The sequence below is a fragment of the Sporosarcina sp. P13 genome (assembly GCF_002743055.1).
In the GTDB taxonomy this organism is placed as follows: domain Bacteria; phylum Bacillota; class Bacilli; order Bacillales_A; family Planococcaceae; genus Sporosarcina.
Window position 1 is genome coordinate 39,960 of the sequence record NZ_PDYM01000007.1, and the last position, 17,881, is coordinate 57,840.

At 40.2% G+C, this 17,881-nt stretch carries 16 protein-coding genes and 1 pseudogene; 11 read left to right on the top strand and 6 right to left on the bottom strand.

Features of this window, described 5'->3' with window-relative positions:
- Window positions 1-13: 13 nt before the first annotated feature.
- Window positions 14-391 carry a nucleotide excision repair endonuclease gene (locus CSV79_RS05650; protein ID WP_099688066.1) on the bottom strand — a complete coding sequence of 126 codons (378 nt, stop codon included), beginning with the start codon at window positions 389-391 and terminating at the stop codon, window positions 14-16.
- A 118-nt stretch (window positions 392-509) separates the two neighbouring features.
- Between CSV79_RS05650 and CSV79_RS05655 the strand changes: the two genes are divergently transcribed.
- The 7 genes from CSV79_RS05655 (at window position 510) to CSV79_RS05685 (ending at window position 7,994) form a co-directional block, all read left to right on the top strand.
- On the top strand, window positions 510-1,127 hold the full coding sequence (locus CSV79_RS05655) for a DUF3298 and DUF4163 domain-containing protein (RefSeq protein WP_099688067.1): 618 nt from the start codon (window positions 510-512) through the stop codon (window positions 1,125-1,127).
- Between the two features lie 81 nt (window positions 1,128-1,208).
- Window positions 1,209-2,183: a proline dehydrogenase family protein gene (locus tag CSV79_RS05660; RefSeq protein WP_099688068.1), complete on the top strand. Its 975-nt coding sequence runs from the start codon at window positions 1,209-1,211 to the stop codon at window positions 2,181-2,183.
- 258 nt (window positions 2,184-2,441) lie between these two features.
- On the top strand, window positions 2,442-3,428 hold the full coding sequence (locus CSV79_RS05665) for a LacI family DNA-binding transcriptional regulator (RefSeq protein WP_158232476.1): 987 nt from the start codon (window positions 2,442-2,444) through the stop codon (window positions 3,426-3,428).
- A 135-nt stretch (window positions 3,429-3,563) separates the two neighbouring features.
- On the top strand, window positions 3,564-4,841 hold the full coding sequence (hisD, locus tag CSV79_RS05670) for a histidinol dehydrogenase (RefSeq protein WP_099688070.1): 1,278 nt from the start codon (window positions 3,564-3,566) through the stop codon (window positions 4,839-4,841).
- Between the two features lie 41 nt (window positions 4,842-4,882).
- Window positions 4,883-6,199 carry a GntP family permease gene (locus CSV79_RS05675; RefSeq protein WP_099688071.1) on the top strand — a complete coding sequence of 439 codons (1,317 nt, stop codon included), beginning with the start codon at window positions 4,883-4,885 and terminating at the stop codon, window positions 6,197-6,199.
- A 157-nt stretch (window positions 6,200-6,356) separates the two neighbouring features.
- A complete protein-coding gene (locus tag CSV79_RS05680; RefSeq protein ID WP_099688072.1) occupies window positions 6,357-6,827 on the top strand; it encodes a GNAT family N-acetyltransferase in 471 nt (156 codons plus the stop codon).
- A 549-nt stretch (window positions 6,828-7,376) separates the two neighbouring features.
- Entirely contained in the window at window positions 7,377-7,994 is a 618-nt protein-coding gene (locus CSV79_RS05685; RefSeq protein ID WP_099688073.1) for a serine/threonine protein kinase, read from the top strand.
- Between the two features lie 73 nt (window positions 7,995-8,067).
- On the opposite strand, the gene CSV79_RS05690 is transcribed toward CSV79_RS05685, so the two are convergent.
- Both CSV79_RS05690 and CSV79_RS05695 read right to left on the bottom strand, forming a co-directional pair.
- Entirely contained in the window at window positions 8,068-8,766 is a 699-nt protein-coding gene (locus CSV79_RS05690) for a pseudouridine synthase (RefSeq protein WP_099688117.1), read from the bottom strand.
- A 151-nt stretch (window positions 8,767-8,917) separates the two neighbouring features.
- Window positions 8,918-9,934 carry a DUF1646 family protein gene (locus tag CSV79_RS05695; protein WP_099688074.1) on the bottom strand — a complete coding sequence of 339 codons (1,017 nt, stop codon included), beginning with the start codon at window positions 9,932-9,934 and terminating at the stop codon, window positions 8,918-8,920.
- Between the two features lie 101 nt (window positions 9,935-10,035).
- Between CSV79_RS05695 and CSV79_RS05700 the strand changes: the two genes are divergently transcribed.
- On the top strand, window positions 10,036-10,299 hold the full coding sequence (locus CSV79_RS05700; RefSeq protein WP_099688075.1) for a hypothetical protein: 264 nt from the start codon (window positions 10,036-10,038) through the stop codon (window positions 10,297-10,299).
- 1,130 nt (window positions 10,300-11,429) lie between these two features.
- On the opposite strand, the gene CSV79_RS05705 is transcribed toward CSV79_RS05700, so the two are convergent.
- From CSV79_RS05705 to CSV79_RS05715, 3 genes and pseudogenes are all read right to left on the bottom strand, one after another.
- Complete coding sequence (locus CSV79_RS05705) at window positions 11,430-12,263, bottom strand: aldo/keto reductase (RefSeq protein WP_143560544.1); 834 nt, start codon at window positions 12,261-12,263, stop codon at window positions 11,430-11,432.
- A 245-nt stretch (window positions 12,264-12,508) separates the two neighbouring features.
- Window positions 12,509-12,949, bottom strand: coding sequence for a cell wall hydrolase (locus CSV79_RS05710; RefSeq protein WP_099688077.1), 441 nt, complete (start codon window positions 12,947-12,949; stop codon window positions 12,509-12,511).
- A 143-nt stretch (window positions 12,950-13,092) separates the two neighbouring features.
- Window positions 13,093-13,731: pseudogene (locus tag CSV79_RS05715) on the bottom strand (YhgE/Pip family protein); the annotation flags it as partial.
- A 73-nt stretch (window positions 13,732-13,804) separates the two neighbouring features.
- Between CSV79_RS05715 and CSV79_RS05720 the strand changes: the two are divergent.
- The 3 genes from CSV79_RS05720 (at window position 13,805) to CSV79_RS05730 (ending at window position 17,856) form a co-directional block, all read left to right on the top strand.
- Entirely contained in the window at window positions 13,805-15,238 is a 1,434-nt protein-coding gene (locus tag CSV79_RS05720) for an S-layer homology domain-containing protein (RefSeq protein WP_099688078.1), read from the top strand.
- A 162-nt stretch (window positions 15,239-15,400) separates the two neighbouring features.
- Window positions 15,401-16,285, top strand: a complete 885-nt coding sequence (locus tag CSV79_RS05725; RefSeq protein WP_099688079.1) for a D-alanyl-D-alanine carboxypeptidase family protein — start codon at window positions 15,401-15,403, stop codon at window positions 16,283-16,285.
- A 317-nt stretch (window positions 16,286-16,602) separates the two neighbouring features.
- Window positions 16,603-17,856 carry a M20 family metallo-hydrolase gene (locus CSV79_RS05730; RefSeq protein WP_099688080.1) on the top strand — a complete coding sequence of 418 codons (1,254 nt, stop codon included), beginning with the start codon at window positions 16,603-16,605 and terminating at the stop codon, window positions 17,854-17,856.
- Window positions 17,857-17,881: the final 25 nt, after the last annotated feature.

Here is a 17,881-nt window from a genome sequence, read left to right on the forward strand (position 1 = left end):
GAGTGCAGACAGCTTAGTTTTTGTAAAAAGCTTTTTCAGTATTATACTTCGCGTATTGCGTATTAATAATATACGTCTCGTAGATTTCGCGTTCCATTGCATCATCGACATAAATAGCAGAAATCTTAGCTACTTCTTCACGATGATTTCGTAGTGGAGACACTTGATCTTCAAAATGTTTTTTCAAACGTGGGCGCAATTTTCTTGCTTTTCCTACGAATAAAAGTTCATCACTTTGGTTGAAGAACAACAAAAGGCCGCCCTTATCACGAGGGATCTCATGAAAGTCGATAAAACCGTAGATCGGCTTAATCGGTGTTTCGTCCGGTCCTAGTTGTTGCTTTCTGCGAACGATCGTTACATCTGGTTTTGGTATTTGAATTGTAATCATTTTACTTCACATCCTCATTCTATTAAGAGTCCATCCTACCATAGGACGACAAAAAAAGCGAGAAACTTTCCGTTCATCCATTGCATATAGTAGACAAATGTCTCGAAAGGATGAATCGATGAAAATGCCTGCCGTCATTCAGACGTATCATGTATCAAATACTAGGCCAAAGGTAGATATTTATTATCCGGTGATCATTCAGCTAGATGATTCCAACATGCAGCGACAACTTAATCAAATGCTCTTCAAAGAAATGAATAAATTACTCATTGATAATAGTTATTATGAACCGAGTCTTGTGGAATTATTCGCCACTTATGAAATCAAAAATAATCAGCGAGGAATTTTAAGTATCAACTTAATCGTCTATTTCTTTACAGGTGGAGCGCACGGCATGACCGTCGTGAAATCACTGACGTTCGACACGCGTACTGGAAGGATGTATAACCTGCCTGATCTATTTAAGCCGGGGAGTCCCTATGTGCAACGTATTTCAGAATACGTTCGAAGGCATATCCAGCAATGGAAAATTCCTGTACTTGAGCCTTTTAAGCAAATTAGCCCAAATCAAGATTTCTACATCGCAGATACATCGCTCGTCGTCTATTTCCAACTATATGAAATCTCTCCATACGTCGCAGGCTTCCCGTATTTCCCGATCCCGCTACTTGATTTGCAAGATCTCATTAAACCAGGAAGTCCAGCTGATCGCATGATGACATTTATCGGAAATTAGAGATACGGCAAAAGATAGGAATAGTAAGAGGGATAGTGATATAATTTCAGTATACGAATTATACAAATGAGGTGGAAACTTATGCTACGAGATTTCTTTATCGGTTTATCGGAAAACCAATTATTGAACACCGCTGCCCAAAAATACGGCTTACAACTAGGAGCTCAACAAGTAGTGGCGGGAACCAATATTGCAGAAATGATGGAAAGCGTCAAAGAACTGAACCAAGCAGGTATTTCTTGTACGATTGACAACTTAGGTGAATTTGTTTTTGAAAAGAGCGAGGCCATCAAAGCAAAAGAACAAATCTTAGCAGTAGTGGACGCGATCCGTGAACAACAAGCGGATGCGCACATCTCTTTAAAACCTTCGCAGCTCGGTCTCGACATTGACTACGATTTCTGTAAACAACAAATCAAGGAAATCGTCGACAAAGCGAGTAAAGATGATATTTTCGTCAATATGGATATGGAAAACTATCCACGACTCGAATCAACATTGCGTTTGCTAGATGAACTCAAAGAAAACGGTTACACAAACATCGGTACGGTGCTTCAAGCGTACTTTCATCGTGCCTTAGATGATACGAGAAAGTATCATGACACACGGATTCGTCTAGTAAAAGGTGCATATAAAGAGTCTTCAGACGTCGCGTATCAGGACAAACAGGCAATTGATGCAAACTATATCCAAATTATCGAAGAACATTTACTTCACGGTACGTATACGTCGATTGCAACGCATGACGATAAAATTATCGATCACGTTAAACAATTCGTGAAAGCACATGATATTCCACTTGATCAGTTTGAGTTCCAGATGTTGTATGGCTTCCGTAAAGATTTGCAACTGTCGCTAGCAAACGAAGGCTATCGCTTCTGTACATATGTTCCGTTTGGTGAGGATTGGTACGGGTACTTCATGCGAAGACTGGCCGAACGTCCGCAAAATATGAATTTGATGGTTAAGCAAGTGTTTAATAAGAAGACCAATACGATGATAGGATTGGCGGCGGGTGCGTTTGTGTTGGGACGTTTGACGAAGCGAAGAAAATAAGTAAAAGCACTGCCTCACTGGCGGTGCTTTTACTTATTCGAATGTTTTTGTATGTCTTTGGAATACTAGTATCGGATTGTGAAAAGATTCCAGGTCGTTTAACGAGAACAGTGGAGTTTTTATTTCACAATTTGGTATAATTACAATTATTGATTTAGCATGGGAATAGGCTGGAAGACAGTTAATGCTATATAGTAAATCTCAGAAGACAAAGAAGTCATACTGGGAATAGAAAATGATTGTAAAGGAATGGATGAAATGAAAGAAATGGTAACTGCGAAGGACGTTGCTAAACTGGCAGGAGTATCACAATCTTCAGTTTCAAGAGTGTATTTTGAAGGGGCTACTGTCTCTGAAAAAACAAAGAAACGAGTTCTTGAAGCAGCAGCAGAACTTGGCTATCGCCCTAACGTATACGCAAGAAGTCTCATAACAAACCAGTCGAAAATTATTGGACTTGTTATGAAAGGTGTACAAAATCCATTTTACGCACACGTATTGAAACGCTTCAGTTCAATTTTTAAAGAACAAGGCTACAGCATCTTATTTGTCTATACAAATAATGATGAAATTCAGGATGAGGACATTGAAACATTACTTACCTATAATGTTGCGGGTGTTATTGTGACCGATGCTACTATGTCGCAAGAAGTGGGAGAAGAGTTTGAAAAGAATCATATTCCACTCGTTTTCTTTAATAGAAAGCTACGTACGGGCACGTTTCATTCTGTATGTTGTAATAATTTGGAAGCTGGTCGTTCGATTGCACAGTTTTTACTATCCAAAGGTGCAACTGAATTGGCATTGGTAACAGGAGATGAACAGACGTCTACAAGTATCGAGCGTAAAAAAGGTTTTTGCGAAGTTCTTGATCAGCAAAAAGTGACCTATCATACATATAATTCAGACTACACCTATGAAGGTGGCTATAACACAGCAATGACTGTACTAAAAGAAAATCAATTACCTTCTGCGTTTTTTGTCGCAAATGATATTATGGCACTTGGTTTAATGGATGGGCTCCGCAAGTATAATATTTTGATTCCGGAACATACTAAAATCGTTGGATTCGATAATATCGATTTGGCTTCTTGGCCCGCGTATGAACTGACAACATGGGAACAACCGATTGAAGAAATGATTGAAGCGACCGTAACGTATTTGATGGAAGAAGTTACGTCTTACACAGGGGTTGTACGTACAATCGAAGTCGATGGGAAATTAGTTGAAAGAAAAACAACGTAAAGGTATTGACTTTAACGGAAAATTAGAATAGTATTTTCCCGTAGAGAAACTTGCATACGTATGCAAATAGGATATGCTCTTAAGTAAATCGGTTGTAAGCGGTTTAAAAGGCAGGGAAAAATAGGAGGCGTAATGATGGTAAAAGTAATTAAAGCAGGTAAATCACAAGAAGAAGTGGTAGCTAACGACACGAAGGTTGCCGAAATCGTTTCGGGAGCGCTAAAAGATGTGGAAACTCGCGGAGATCAAGCGGTAAGAGAACTCTCTGAGAAGTTTGATAAGTGGTCGCCAGAATCATTTAAATTAAGTGAAACTGAAATTAAAGAAATTGTCTCGCAAGTTCCTGATCATGTGATTGAGGATATTAAATTTGCACAAACAAATATTAAAGCGTTCGCAGAAGCACAATTGGCTTCATTGCACGATGTGGAAGTTGAAAATATTCCTGGCGTTATTCTTGGACATAAAAACATTCCTGTAGAGAGTGTAGGTTGTTATATCCCTGGTGGACGTTATCCGATGGTAGCTTCAGCACATATGAGTGTTTTGACTGCAAAGGTTGCAGGAGTGAAGCGAGTAATCGCGTGTACACCACCCATCAATGGTGAAATTCCAAAAGCTACAATTGCGGCGATGTATTTAGCAGGAGCAGACGAAATTTACTTGTTAGGTGGCATTCAAGCAATGGGAGCAATGGCAATTGGGACAGAAACGATTGAATCTGTCGATATGATTGTCGGACCTGGTAATGCATTCGTCGCTGAAGCGAAGCGTCAATTGTATGGCCGCGTAGGTATTGATCTTTTTGCAGGTCCTACAGAAACATTAGTCGTTGCAGACCATACAGCGGATGCGGAAATGATTGCTACGGATCTGTTGGGTCAAGGAGAACACGGTCCAACATCTCCAGGGGCGTTGATTACGACTTCTGAAGAACTTGCACACGAAACGATTAAAGAAATCGCTCGTCAGTTGGAAACACTTCCAACAGCAGACGTGGCAAGTGTTTCATGGGAAGACTACGGTCAAGTATTAGTTGTAGATTCTATTGAAGAAGCACGCGTAGAAGCGGATCGCCTAGCATACGAACACGTAGAAATTTTGACAGAGAATCCTGACTACTTCCTTGAGAACATGACAAACTACGGTTGTTTATTCTTAGGACCAGAAACAAATGTTGCGTACGGAGATAAAGTAATTGGCACAAATCATACGTTACCGACAAAAGGAGCTGCTCGTTACACAGGTGGATTATGGGTTGGTAAGTTTATCAAAACGGTTACATATCAAAAAGTAACGCCTGAAGCTACAGCGTATATCGGTGAGTATGCAGCACGCCTTTGCCGTTTGGAAAACTTTGAAGGACACGCTAGACAAGCAGATCTTCGCGTCAAGCGATACGGCAAAAACTAACGTAAGATTTTGAGGCGTTAAGGCATTTAGGAGGAATAATTATGTTAGGAATGATCGGCCTTTTTGGGGGACTAGCGATCTTGATCTTTTTGACAATGAAGGGGATGAACCTTCTCATTGCGGCACCAATCACAGCACTGTTTATCGCAATTATGAATGGCATACCTCTTTTCCCACAGTTAGTAGAGGAAGGCGCGGTTAACTTCTTAACGAACTATATGGGTGGATTTACTGGATTCATCGCCTCTTGGTATTTGATGTTTCTGACGGGTGCAATCTTCGGTAAAGTCATGGAAGATAGTGGTGCTGCCGATAGTATTTCACAATGGATTGTTAGTAAAATTGGTATGAAGCGGGCAGCATTGGCCGTTGTAATCGCCTGTGCGGTGTTAACTTATGGTGGTGTCAGTTTGTTTGTTGTTGCGTTCTCGGTGTACCCGATGGCGTTAAGTCTCTTTAAGCAGGCCGATCTTCCAAGAAGATTCATACCCGCTGCATTAGCGTTTGGGTCAACAACATTCACGATGACATCTGCAGGTTCTCCTGAAATCCAAAACTGGATTCCAATTGAGTTTTTAGGAACGACTCCATATGCAGGAGGGCAAGTTAGCCTTTTCGTAGCCATCTTCATGTTCGTATTCGGGTATTGGTGGCTAAAGCGTATGATTTCAAAAGCTGTTGCTAAAGGGGAAAAATTTGTAGCTAGAGATACGGATAAGGAAGTAGATATGCAAAGAGCACTTCCGAATCCATTTCTTAGCATGATTCCTTTAGTAGTTGTTCTTGGCATCACATTAGTTTTCCACAACTTACTTGGAACATCTGCGCTAATTATCTCTCTGAGTGGCGGTATATTAGCAACATTTCTACTCAATAAAAAGTACTTCCAAAACTTTGGACATGCCGTTGGAGAAGGTGCAATGGGCGCTGTGATTGCAATCGCCAATACAGCAGCAGTCGTTGGTTTTGGTGGGGTAGTTAAAGCGACACCTGCTTTTGAAGTAGCGGTGAATGTAATGACGGATATACCAGGTAGCCCGCTAATTGGTGGAGCACTTGCAGTAGCGGTCATTGCCGGATTAACTGGATCATCTTCAGGTGGACAAGCAATTGCGCTACCATTACTAGCCCCACATTATTTAGATTTAGGTGTAGATGCGGATGCATTACACCGTACGGTAGCTATATCTTCCGGATCTTTGGATTCATTGCCTCAAGGTGGATATGTTGTAACGACTATCCGATCGATTGCTGGTGAAACGCATAAAGACGCGTACCCAGCGTTTGGAGCATTGTCTGTCGTTGTACCTTTACTAGGTGCGGTGCTTGCAGTTATCCTATTCTCAATAGGTCTATAAGAGGGAAGAACAAAAAACATCGTCTATACTGGCGGTGTTTTTTTGTATCCATTTATGGAGAATTACCCTACTATGCTATAATTAAAGAAACATTCACTCTTTATAGTACTGTAGAAAGTCTACTAGAAAAAACAAACTAAACGAAAAGAGGACCGTCATGAAAATTGTAGTAGCTGAAATCACAGATACACCGATCATTCACGATTTAATGATTCGAGCATTCCAGGAATATAAAAATGCAACACCGCCAACTACCGCACTTGAAGAAACCGTGCAAAGTATAACAGCAGCAATGAAAGATGGTGAAGAAGCGCTCATCGGTTATATGGACGATGAGCCAGTCGCGATGATTCGTTTTCGCCAGCAAGTCAACGGTATGTACTTTTCAAGATTTTCTGTCATTCCTGAAAGACAAGGGCAAGGAATCGCAAAAAAGATGCTGCGGTTTTTAGAAGATTATGCGAGACAACACAACAAGCCTGCCTTGTTATGCAAAGTCCGCGCAGATGTAGCGAAAAATATTACGCTATATCAAAACATAGGCTATGCAATTTACGATGAAGAAATTTTACATAGACCTGATGGTACAAGCCTGGCTGTTGTCTCTATGAAGAAACCACTCGACTAATCGAGTATGTCTAGTGAGTCGGCAAAAAAGGAAGTAGTAACTATGGACGGAGACATAATTTTTGCGCTTCTTTCGGTTGTAGGTTTAGACACTTATTTGATCCCGATTGCGTTATTATTTTGACCTAGCGAAGAATCATTAGATGAAAGCACCGCAACATCTACATTCGATGCTGGTTTCGTACGGAAAAATCGAGCGCCGAACCCTACCACGAAACTCGTGGAAATAGGTGACTCGAAATATAAAGTGTGGATTAAAGAGCGATAAAAAATAGGACAAACTTTAGTAGGGATATGAATTGACATTTGAGCTTATTAAACTTATAGTAAATCTACAATATCATACGTTTAACTTCCGTTAAGGGGAGTAGCTACTACAGTAAAAGTCGTCAATACAGGATATAGATCCTCGGCTTTATTGGCAACTAACGTTGTTTGCGAGACCTTACCAATTATTTGGTGAGGTCTTTTATATTATTTGAGACATGATGACCAATAATCGGTCTTGATGTCTCTTTTTTATATTCCGAAAATCATTGGAGGGCACACTTTGAGTACTTATCTAGAACTTGTAAATTCAGTTATCATCAACAAGAAAAATCGTTTAATTAGCTGCGATCCATCGTTACAGATTGTAGGAATAGGCAGAAGCGCGTTTGTTTTCAGAGTGAAGTCTTCAAACAAAGCTATCAAAGTGTTCTTTCCTGATTTTGCGTATATCGCAAGGGAAGAAGCTGAAATTTATACATCGCTTGAAGACATTCAGTACTTTCCATCGATTTATGAAACTGGCTTGAATTATGTTGTCATGGATTACATTGAGGGGGATACACTTTTTGAATGTATAACACAAGGGAAAATGATTACTGTGGATCATATTAAAGAAATTGATCACGCACTATTATTGGCTTCAAAAAGGGGATTGAATCCTTCTGACATTCACTTGCGTAATATAATCATCACGCCCGATGATGAAATAAAGCTCATTGATGTTGCACGGTATAGACAAATCAAAGACTGTAGACAATGGAGTGATCTTAAAAATGCGTATTGTCAATTTTACAGAAAATACTTTTTTATGAAGAAAGTTCCTAGCTCTTTATTGAATACAGTGGCATTCTTGTATAAAAAGGGACTTATACTTTCTTATCGATCTTATCGATTATAAAAAATTTATTTATAATTTGTATTAAGGATTTTATAATAAAAAGGGGGGAAAACCAGTACTGGTTTTCCCCCTTCTACCTATTTAGCCCTGCTATTTCCTCTGTAGTCAAGTAGCGCCATTGACCGCGGTCTAATGAGCCGAGCTGAATATGCTTGATTCGAACCCTTTGTAAGTGTGTAACGGTATATTGAAAACGTCTGCACATTCTGCGGATTTGTCGATTCAACCCTTGTGACAGTGTCATGCGAAAAGAATATTCATCCAACTGAATGACAGGGCAAGGATTCGTTCGTGTATAGCCCTTTTTTCTTGGATTATAAATATCTACACCGCTTGATAAACCGACTATAAATGTATCTGTGATTTTTTTATCGACTGTTACAATGTATTCTTTTTCATGATGGTTTTCTTCTTTCATTAACTCATTTACAACGCTACCGTCATTTGTTAATAAAATAAGACCTTCTGTTTCTTTATCCAGACGTCCTACTGGGAATATACGTTCAGGATAGGATACAAAGTCAATAATATTATTAGCAATGGTTGGCGAGGCTGTACAAATAATCCCGCTTGGTTTGTTAAGCATTATATAAATTTCTTGAGAAGTGTGCTTGATTTTATGACCATCTACTTCGACCTGATCATGAGCTTCAACAAAATACACATGAGGCGCAATTTTGCCATTCACTAGCACTTTTTCAGCAGTAATATACCGCTCCGCTTGTCTTCTAGAACAGAATCCCGAAGAACTAATATATTGATTCAACCTCAAAGTTTCCGCTCCTTGTCTATCTACAACATTTCCTTCTATTAGTATAACATGTTGCCCTTTCGATAGTAGCAAAACCTTTCCTTCCCAAAAACGTTGTTACAATAAATTTCCAAGCATCCTCCCAATCTGCTAAATCAATTAGCGTGCTTTTTCATTGTCTGCCAAGCAATATTACAAAATACACAACCATCGCAAGCAATCCTAACGGCACACCTACCCGAGCCCATTCGCCACTGCGAATATTTAACTTACCCGCCGCAATAATATTCGGTATATTCCCCGGAATCAGCATCCCACCACTAATTAGTAAACCGAGCAATAGCGCCTGAATAGTAGACTCATCCATGGCAGGACTAATCTCCGCCGCAGCGAGCGTCGCATTGTCAAGCACCGCAGAAATCATATTAATCCAATACAGTGTCAGCGGATGAAGATCGAGCAAGTACAAACTAATCAGTGGCTCGAACCCCGCACCAAGAAGCGTCAAGGCGAGAACGAAGACATACACCTTCAACCCACGTCCTAGAATACTTATGTACGATTCTGCCGTCTGTTTGGATGAACGCGACAACGAACGATTGCGTGGACGAATCAACAAAATCGCTAGAATACCAAAGACAAAAACGCCCGCTACAATATCGGTCCCAAGCAAATTCATCAGATAATAGAAATCCTCATTCAATTTATTCGTCGCAATCGTTGAAAGTGGCTCTCCAATTGGCGTCAGAACCGCCCCCAAACCAATCGAATAACACGCGAGAATAACAAAACGAATTTCCGATTGTCTGTCCATCTGTAATACCGAAGCAATCGCCACAAGCACTAAAGCCGCAATGATGGCGGTAATAATACTCGATATCAGTCCTAACACCATAATCACGAGCGCAAGAAACAATCGGAACGGAACAATCCGACTACCTGACAGCACGGCCTTCTCGAATGGCTTGCGTAACCAGCGAAATAATATCCCCGCTACAATTACCGCTAACGTAATATGCAATGGATCACGCACAGCCTGCATCCATAACTCGGGATCCAGCACACCGCTAACAAACGCCGCAGCACAACCCATCACAAACAAAAACAGCTCCAAATTACGTTCAATACGTGAAACCGTAAAAGGCAGAAAAAGCACTAATACTAAAATAATAAGCAATCCAGCGACCATAGTAATCTCCTTTCACCAAAGTTTCTTCTACACTCTATGCAAAGCGCCGATTCATCTTGCATAGAGTGTGAATAGAATAGAAAAAAAGGGAGGGACACGCGTTGGAAATTACAGATATTGTACTGATCCCAGTCATTATTGGTTTGATCGAGGTCATGAAAGTCTATGGATTACCGAAGAAACTAATGCCGGTCTTTGCACTTATTTTTGGAGTTTGTGGCGGGATCTTCTATCTATTTCCGGATGATTGGAAATCGGGGGTACTTAGCGGAATTATTATGGGGTTGTCTGCGAGTGGGTTGTATTCTAGTAGTAAAACGATTGTTCGAAAGCCACCGTGTGATGTGAAGGATGATAAGGAATAGATTGTGTGGATATTGTGAGGTTGGATAGGTGAGTTTTTGGCAAGGATGGGGGGATTGTTTGATAACAGCTTTATGTAGGAAGTTTCTTTTCGAATGCTCCTTGCTAAATCGAGTGAAATGCTAGCGGTCGTATAACCTTTAATTGATTCGATACTTCTTCTTGTTTCTGTACGTTTTATAGGTCGGAATTCTCTAACCCTCTGAGCGCAATTGCAGCTCCGATGGTATAGAGGTCGTTACCCAATGTGGAAAGTGGGCTCCTAGTAATGAAAACTTTGCAGCACATAATTCGGGTGACATCGTTTGCTGCCCCATCTGATTTGTATACCTAGAATCCATAATTTACACATCTTTCAACGTAATATAGTTTCTTTAGCGTATGCGATTAGCAGGAAATGGTATTAAACATCTATCCTTATTCAAACTGGGTAGATCGACAATCCACTATGGAGCGCTGTATCAACCCAATTTGATGTGATCCATCAACCCAGTTTGGGTAAGCCTATTACTTAAGAACTTAAGAATTATAAAAATAAAGATAGTGTCGAGATGAATCTCGACGTTGTATATTTTTATTGATTTTACAAATTCACACTGTCTACCTTTTGCATGTTGGTGTCTATATACTGAGCAAAAGGAGCGTTCAACGGGCAGAAAGTATTTGATCTATCCAGGAGATAAAATCAAAAAACGAAATGAATGTAGTACAGGATGGGAAGCTAAAATGTGAATAATAAAAAAGTAAAGGATTTAAGAACCGCATTTATTGCTTGGGAAATAGAAAGGAAGTTTTCACCAGAAACATATATTCAAAAGGGAAGCATTTGAAAGATCATGTGCTGATGTGGCAAATGTATTTGGTCCTAGCTATCAGGGGTTTCAACGAGGTAGCACAAAATATCAACAGTATGACAATCTGTTTATCTAGTTTCCGCAGTTATTCCCTAACGGTGAATGGGATAATACGACTTCACCTGAGGGGAAAGCGAATCGGGAAATGACTAGACTAGGGTCTGAAAGAGATGTACATATTACAGTGCTCGTTATGTAGTCTTAGACTATGGCTTTCATAAACATATAGTAATTTTAAATCAATTTAAAAGCCCCGTTAAAAATTAGGGCTTTACTTATCAAAAATCAAAATTGTCGGGATCTGGTCCAATACGGTAGTTTTGATTTAGCATATCGATTTGTTTCAAATCTTCAGGAGCAAGTTCGAAGTCAAATATGTCAGCATTTTCAGCGATGCGGTAAGCATTCGTTGATTTCGGTATCGTAATTACACCGTTTTGTAAATCCCAGCGTAAAATCACTTGTGCAACTGTTTTGTTATAACGCTCTGCTATTTCTTGTAACGCTTTATTTTCTAGCAATTCACCTTGCATAAGTGGCGACCAAGCTTCTAGCTGTATTCCGTGTTGTTGGCAAAATGCTTGTAGTTCTTTTTGTGATAATCGAGGATGATACTCGACTTGATTGACCATTGGTTTAATTTTTGCATCTTTCATCAACTCTTCTAAGTGATGGATTTGAAAGTTGCATACACCAACGGCTTTTACTTTACCTTCAATATATAGCGTCTCTAATGCTTGCCACGCCTCTATGAATTTCCCTTCAACTGGCCAATGAATGAGGTAGAGATCTAAATAGTCTAGAGAGAGCTTTGTTAGACTTTCATTAAATGCAGCTAATGTCTTTTCGTATCCTAGATCAGAATTCCAAACTTTAGTCGTAATGAATAATTCTTTGCGATCTATTTCAGACGCTATTATTCCTTCGCCGATACCACGTTCATTACCGTAAAGTGTGGCTGTGTCAATGCTACGATAGCCATGCTGGATGGCAGTTTTTACAACGTTTGTTGATTCTGTTCCGTCTTGAATTTTATACGTGCCGAGTCCTAGCCAAGGCATTTCTACACCATTAGATAGTCTTGTTGTTGAGTGTAAGTTTTTCATGTGAATATCGTCCTCCTTCAATTTAGTACCATAATCAATTACGTAACTAGTCTTGATCATTGCGTTCCAATATACAACGTAAACCTTACGAATGAATACTACTCACTAGTGATTATTCGTCAAAAGTTTCACTTAATCCTTCATGGTAATTGATGCGCTTGGCGGCTATAGATCGATACGTGAATAATGAAACATAAAAAGCCATGCCCTCTAGATGTAGAATCTAGAAGTCATGACTTTAGGAACGTTACTCACCCAATATAAACACTTTCACAAGTCCCTGCTATAGGTTCATAAAAACAATGGCTTTTATATTGACCGGTAAAAGGCTGGTTATACCATGTGGGTGGACATGGTGCATAAGGATTGAAGTACCACAGAGCATAGTTTGCTGGGTGCTGTCTCCAATATTTTAAATTCTGTTCGGCCAATCTCTTTTCTGAAGATCGAGCCCGTTGATAAAATAAATTTCCTTTTTGTACCGCTTCGAACGAATAGTTTCCACCTTGAATCTGAAAGAGCACATCGTTGATTGTTCGGACATCGTTAAAATCTAAACAATCTGCAATTGCGCGATTGACAATCACATTTCCGACAAACAACATCCCTAGATTTCCTTCACCCTCCGCTTCGGCCCGCATCATCCGTGCCATTACATCAACGTCTGTATCTCGATATTTAACTCTTGGCATATATTCACCTCATGTTAGTATATGTGAACTACCCTAAATGATGTCATACTTTTGTGTAGATACTACATATATAGTCATATTGGCGGGAAATCTGGACATCGTCCTGTTTGCCGGTCTGAAATTCCACAATGTAATGGAAGGGTTCAATGAAATAGATCTGTTTCACGTGATTTCGCTAATAGTTGATTTGTTGCCTTATTCACTTTTTTCTTGAAAAGTACACCAAATGTAATCAGAACGATCCCAACGATTGCTAAAAATATAATATCTCGTAAAGCGCGGGACCAGACAATACCACCGACGGCCTCTCTCATCAAATCAATCGCATGCGTGAAAGGAAGGAACGGATTAATCCATTGGAAAAATGAAGGAAGCAGCATAATAGGGTATGTACCGCCTGAACCTGCAATTTGCAGTACTAACAAGACGATAGCCATCGCTTTTCCAACATCACCAAAGACTGAAACGAGTGTATAGACGATCGACATGAATACTATGCAAATTAGTACACCAAATAAGATGAATAGTATGGGCTCTTTGACTGTTACTCCGAGCAGAACGATATCGCCAATAGTCACAATAAGTGTTTGTACTAAACCGATTAAAACGAATGTGAACAGTCGGCCAACATAAATTTGTCTTGAAGTGAATGAACCTTCACGGTTAATGTCTGTAGACAGTAATGAAATTAGCAACAAACAGCCGACCCAAATCGATAGAACCGTATAAAATGGTGTCATGCCTGTTCCGTGGTTATTGATCGGAAATAACTTTGTTTCATTTGAAACATTATCAAGAATTTTGCGTCTGTACGTTGCTAGAATGATAACTAGCCTACGGAAAGGATGAACATATATGAGGAAGAAGTTTCTAACGGTACTTGGTGTACTTTTGCTAGCATGTAGTCTACCTTTATCAGGCGTAGCAAGCACAAAATTATTTTCAGATGTACCATCAACCAAGCACTTTGCGGAAGCAGTCTATGAGTTGGCGGAACGCAAGATTATTGGGGGCTATCCGGATGGGACGTTCAAACCGGGGAATTCGATTACGAGAGGCCAAGCAGCTGCAATTATTACAATGCTGATTAAATTAGATACGACTCATGTGAAGAATCCTGGATTTAAGGATGTTTCGACAGCGAATGGCTACTACAAGGCGATTGCGGCATTGGCGGAGAAAGGAATAATTGGTGGTTATGGGGATGGGCGCTTTGGTCCGAATGATCCGATCAAGCGCGGACAGATGGCTTCGATTCTAGTAAAAGCATTCGATTTGCCGGATTACCCATTCCTTGCAAGCAAAAACCCGTTTAAAGATGTGAAATGGATGTCAGGTCATGATAAGAATATTCTGATCATCTATAGACTTGGCATCACGACAGGAACGTCTACTGACACATTTAGTCCGAATGCATTTATCACAAGGGGACAGGCGGCTAAACTGATGAGAGCAACGGAAGAAGCAAAGTCGCAAATCATCACGCTACATGCGAATAAATTTAATTGGGATGACTTTGGCTGGACAACGGGTGATGATACGGATTCTGAAGTATTCAATATCACGTTCGAAGGTCAGAAGCCAAACGAGTTCGTTCTTAACACCATTAAGATTATTCCACTTAAAGAAGGAACAGGTACGCTAAGTTTCGGCAAAACGAATATGGGCGATCCCGACAAGAGGAATTACAGGAAATATTATGTACATGTCAAAGAAGTGAATGGCAAACTAAAAGTGACATTAGAAGAATCGGATGATATTTTACCAACCCAAGCAGAATTTCTAGTGGATAATCAGCCAGTTGAAACTATTTCCCTTTCCACAATGGATGGTAAGATGCTATCCGACAGCGTAGACTTCAAAAAATGTGGCTACGGTGCGAAGGTCAATGTTTGTATCGATATCGATCAAGCGGGACAGTATATTGCCGTGCTCCACTTTGCGAAAGGGAAAAAAGTACGGTATGCGGTCAATGCAGAGTTGATTAATACAAACTTTCATTATTCCATCTGGACATTAAAGGAAAACCCTACAGCCATGCTAGACTTGGGTGAGGATGAAACAATTGGTAGATACATAGTTCCGAATAATGCAGAGAAAATTGGCACTGTTACAAGAGACCCCGACACCAACCGATTCCATGTAGTGGCTAAGAAAAAAGGGATGTTCGAGATTGCCTTCCCAGATAGTAAAGGCTTATACACAGGTATTCATATAAATGTGCAGCAAATTGGCTCGGTGTTACATGTCGAAATGGGTTCGAGTATGAAATATCCTTCTGATATGTGAAGCACTATGTAAGAAGCTATGTTCAATAAATAGTAAAAGCACGTTGTCCCTAGATACCTCTCGGACAACGTGCTTTTCCTATTCTTCATACATTCTTTATAAACATTCACTATTATTCTTAAGACACCTATCGCATAATGTATAGTATAGGAAGGTGTATGAATGAAAAAAATCGTGTTTATTTTACTTTTGTGCTTAGGAATTTATATCTGGGTTACAGAATGGGACGACTTTACAGTAGATGAAGAAAACTGGAGCGTATCGGCAGAGGCGATGATACTTCTTAACGCAGAGACAGGCAAGGTTGTCTATGAGAAAAATAGCAAGGAGCCATTACCGATTGCCAGTATGACGAAAATCATGACGCAATATATTGTCTTGAATGCGATTAAAAACGGTTCACTCACATGGGACACTGTCTATCAGCCGAGTGCAACGGTAGTGAACCTTACACAGTTTGCGAGTGCGTCAAAACTAGGTATGAAAGCAAATGAAAGCTATACCGTACATGAACTATTCGTCGCGATGACGGTCATCTCAGCGAATGATGCCGCGCTTGCCCTTGCGGAACTCGTGGCGGGTAGTGAAGAAGAGTTTGTCTCGATTATGAATGAACAAGCGCGTGCGTTTAAACTAAAGCATACAACGTTCTACAATCCGCACGGGTTAGATGGCCGTTATTTAGGAAGGGGCGAGGATGAAAACAATCTGGCGTCTGCTCATGATGTAGCCATTATCGCGGATCGGCTTATTAAACAACATCCCGATGTACTGGAATTCACCAAGCTGCCTAGCTTTAAATCAAGACAAGGAATGACGATGTGGAATACGAATTTACTTCTACCGGGTATGCGAATGCAGATGGCGGGTCTGGATGGATTAAAGACCGGATATACAGATGCGGCGGGACCATGTTTTACAGGGACTGGAGTATTTAATGGGGAGCGGGTCATTTCAGTTTTAATTGGGGTAGAGGAAATAGATGGGGATCGATCGGAACCGCGGTTTAACTTGACGCGCGAGTTGATTGAGCGGTTTGCTAAGTAGGTACGATTTTTTTGAACCTAGCTCTTGGAATTCTCGTTTATAACATTTACACATGATAGTTTACTCTCTAGCCAGATTTTTGGTTAGAGAGTTTTTAATTATAACGGGAAGCTTCGTTGGGATTTGTACGACAAGTGTGCCAACGAACGAATGGCCAGTTGATTACTACCAAAAATTTATAGTAGTAAACAAAAAGACTAGACTATCTGTGAATTTTTCCATGTAATCACTTTACGTTTTGTATAACAAGGATTGACAGAATTAGCTATACACTTACTAGTAGAATAATAAAGAAATAGAGTAGAAGGAGTGTTGGAATGAAAGCACTGTCAAAGGCTATTAATGCAGTTAGGTTAAATAACAATCTTCAAAACTTAGCCCAGATAGGAAAAATCGGTTCAACAGGGGTATCGAGACTAGCCCATTCACCTGAAGATAAGCAAGCTGTGCTACATGTTAAAAAACATATGGACACTATTGGTTTGCAGACGAAAATTGATCATTTCGGCAACTTAATTGGAAGAATGGACGGGGTAGCAAACGATGCACCTGCTTTGGTGATTGGTTCACATATTGATTCGCAGCCTTACGGTGGAAAATATGATGGGGCACTTGGCGTAATTGGAGCACTTGAAGTTCTAGAGTCCATTCATGAACAAGGAATTACACCGGATATTCCTATTATTGTCATAGCGTTTGCGGACGAAGAAGGTTCGCGTTTCAATAAAGGTTTATTTGGTGTAAGAGGGATATTGGATAAATTAGAAGAGGGTGAGTTGGAACGACAGGACAAGACGGGGATGACGAGACGTCAGGCACTAATTGAATTTGGCTGTGATCCATCAAAGTTTGAAGAATGTTTGATTGACACTTCCAAGATAGTAGCATTTTTAGAACTTCATATTGAACAAGGACCTGTGCTCGAAGCAAAGGAAGAACCGATTGGTATAGTGACAGGTATTTCGGGACCGCTGTGGATGACAGTTGAAATGGAAGGACTAGCCGGACATGCTGGATCTGTTCCTATGGCCATGCGACAAGATGCACTAGTTGGTGCTGCTAAAGTCATCGTAAAATTAAATGAATTAGCGCAAGAAGTTAATGGGGCACCGACCGTCAGCACAGTAGGAAGCCTGCAAGTTTTTCCAGATTCGCGCAACATTATTCCCGAAAAAGTTACGTTCACTGTAGATCTTCGTGATATTGATGAAAGTAGACGTGATAAAATTGAACAAGCTTTCCGTCAAGACCTAGACAACATAGCAGCTGAGCACGGCTTGACCTACACAATCCATGAAGATACGAGAAATGGGCCGCGATTTTGTAACGAAAATATTATGCAAATTATGAGGGAAGAAAGCGCAGAAATGGGTTTGACTCCACCAGAATTAATGAGCGGGCCATTTCATGACTCACTTGAAATGTCCTATGTATGTGACTACGGCATGATTTTCGTGCGCTCTAAAGATGGGATTAGCCACAACCCTAAGGAATATAGCTCACCAGAAGATATTGCGCTAGGAACAGAGTTACTTTATAAGACTGTTTGTAGAATAGCTTGTCAAAAGTAAAAGAGCACAAAAAATTCTTGGAGGG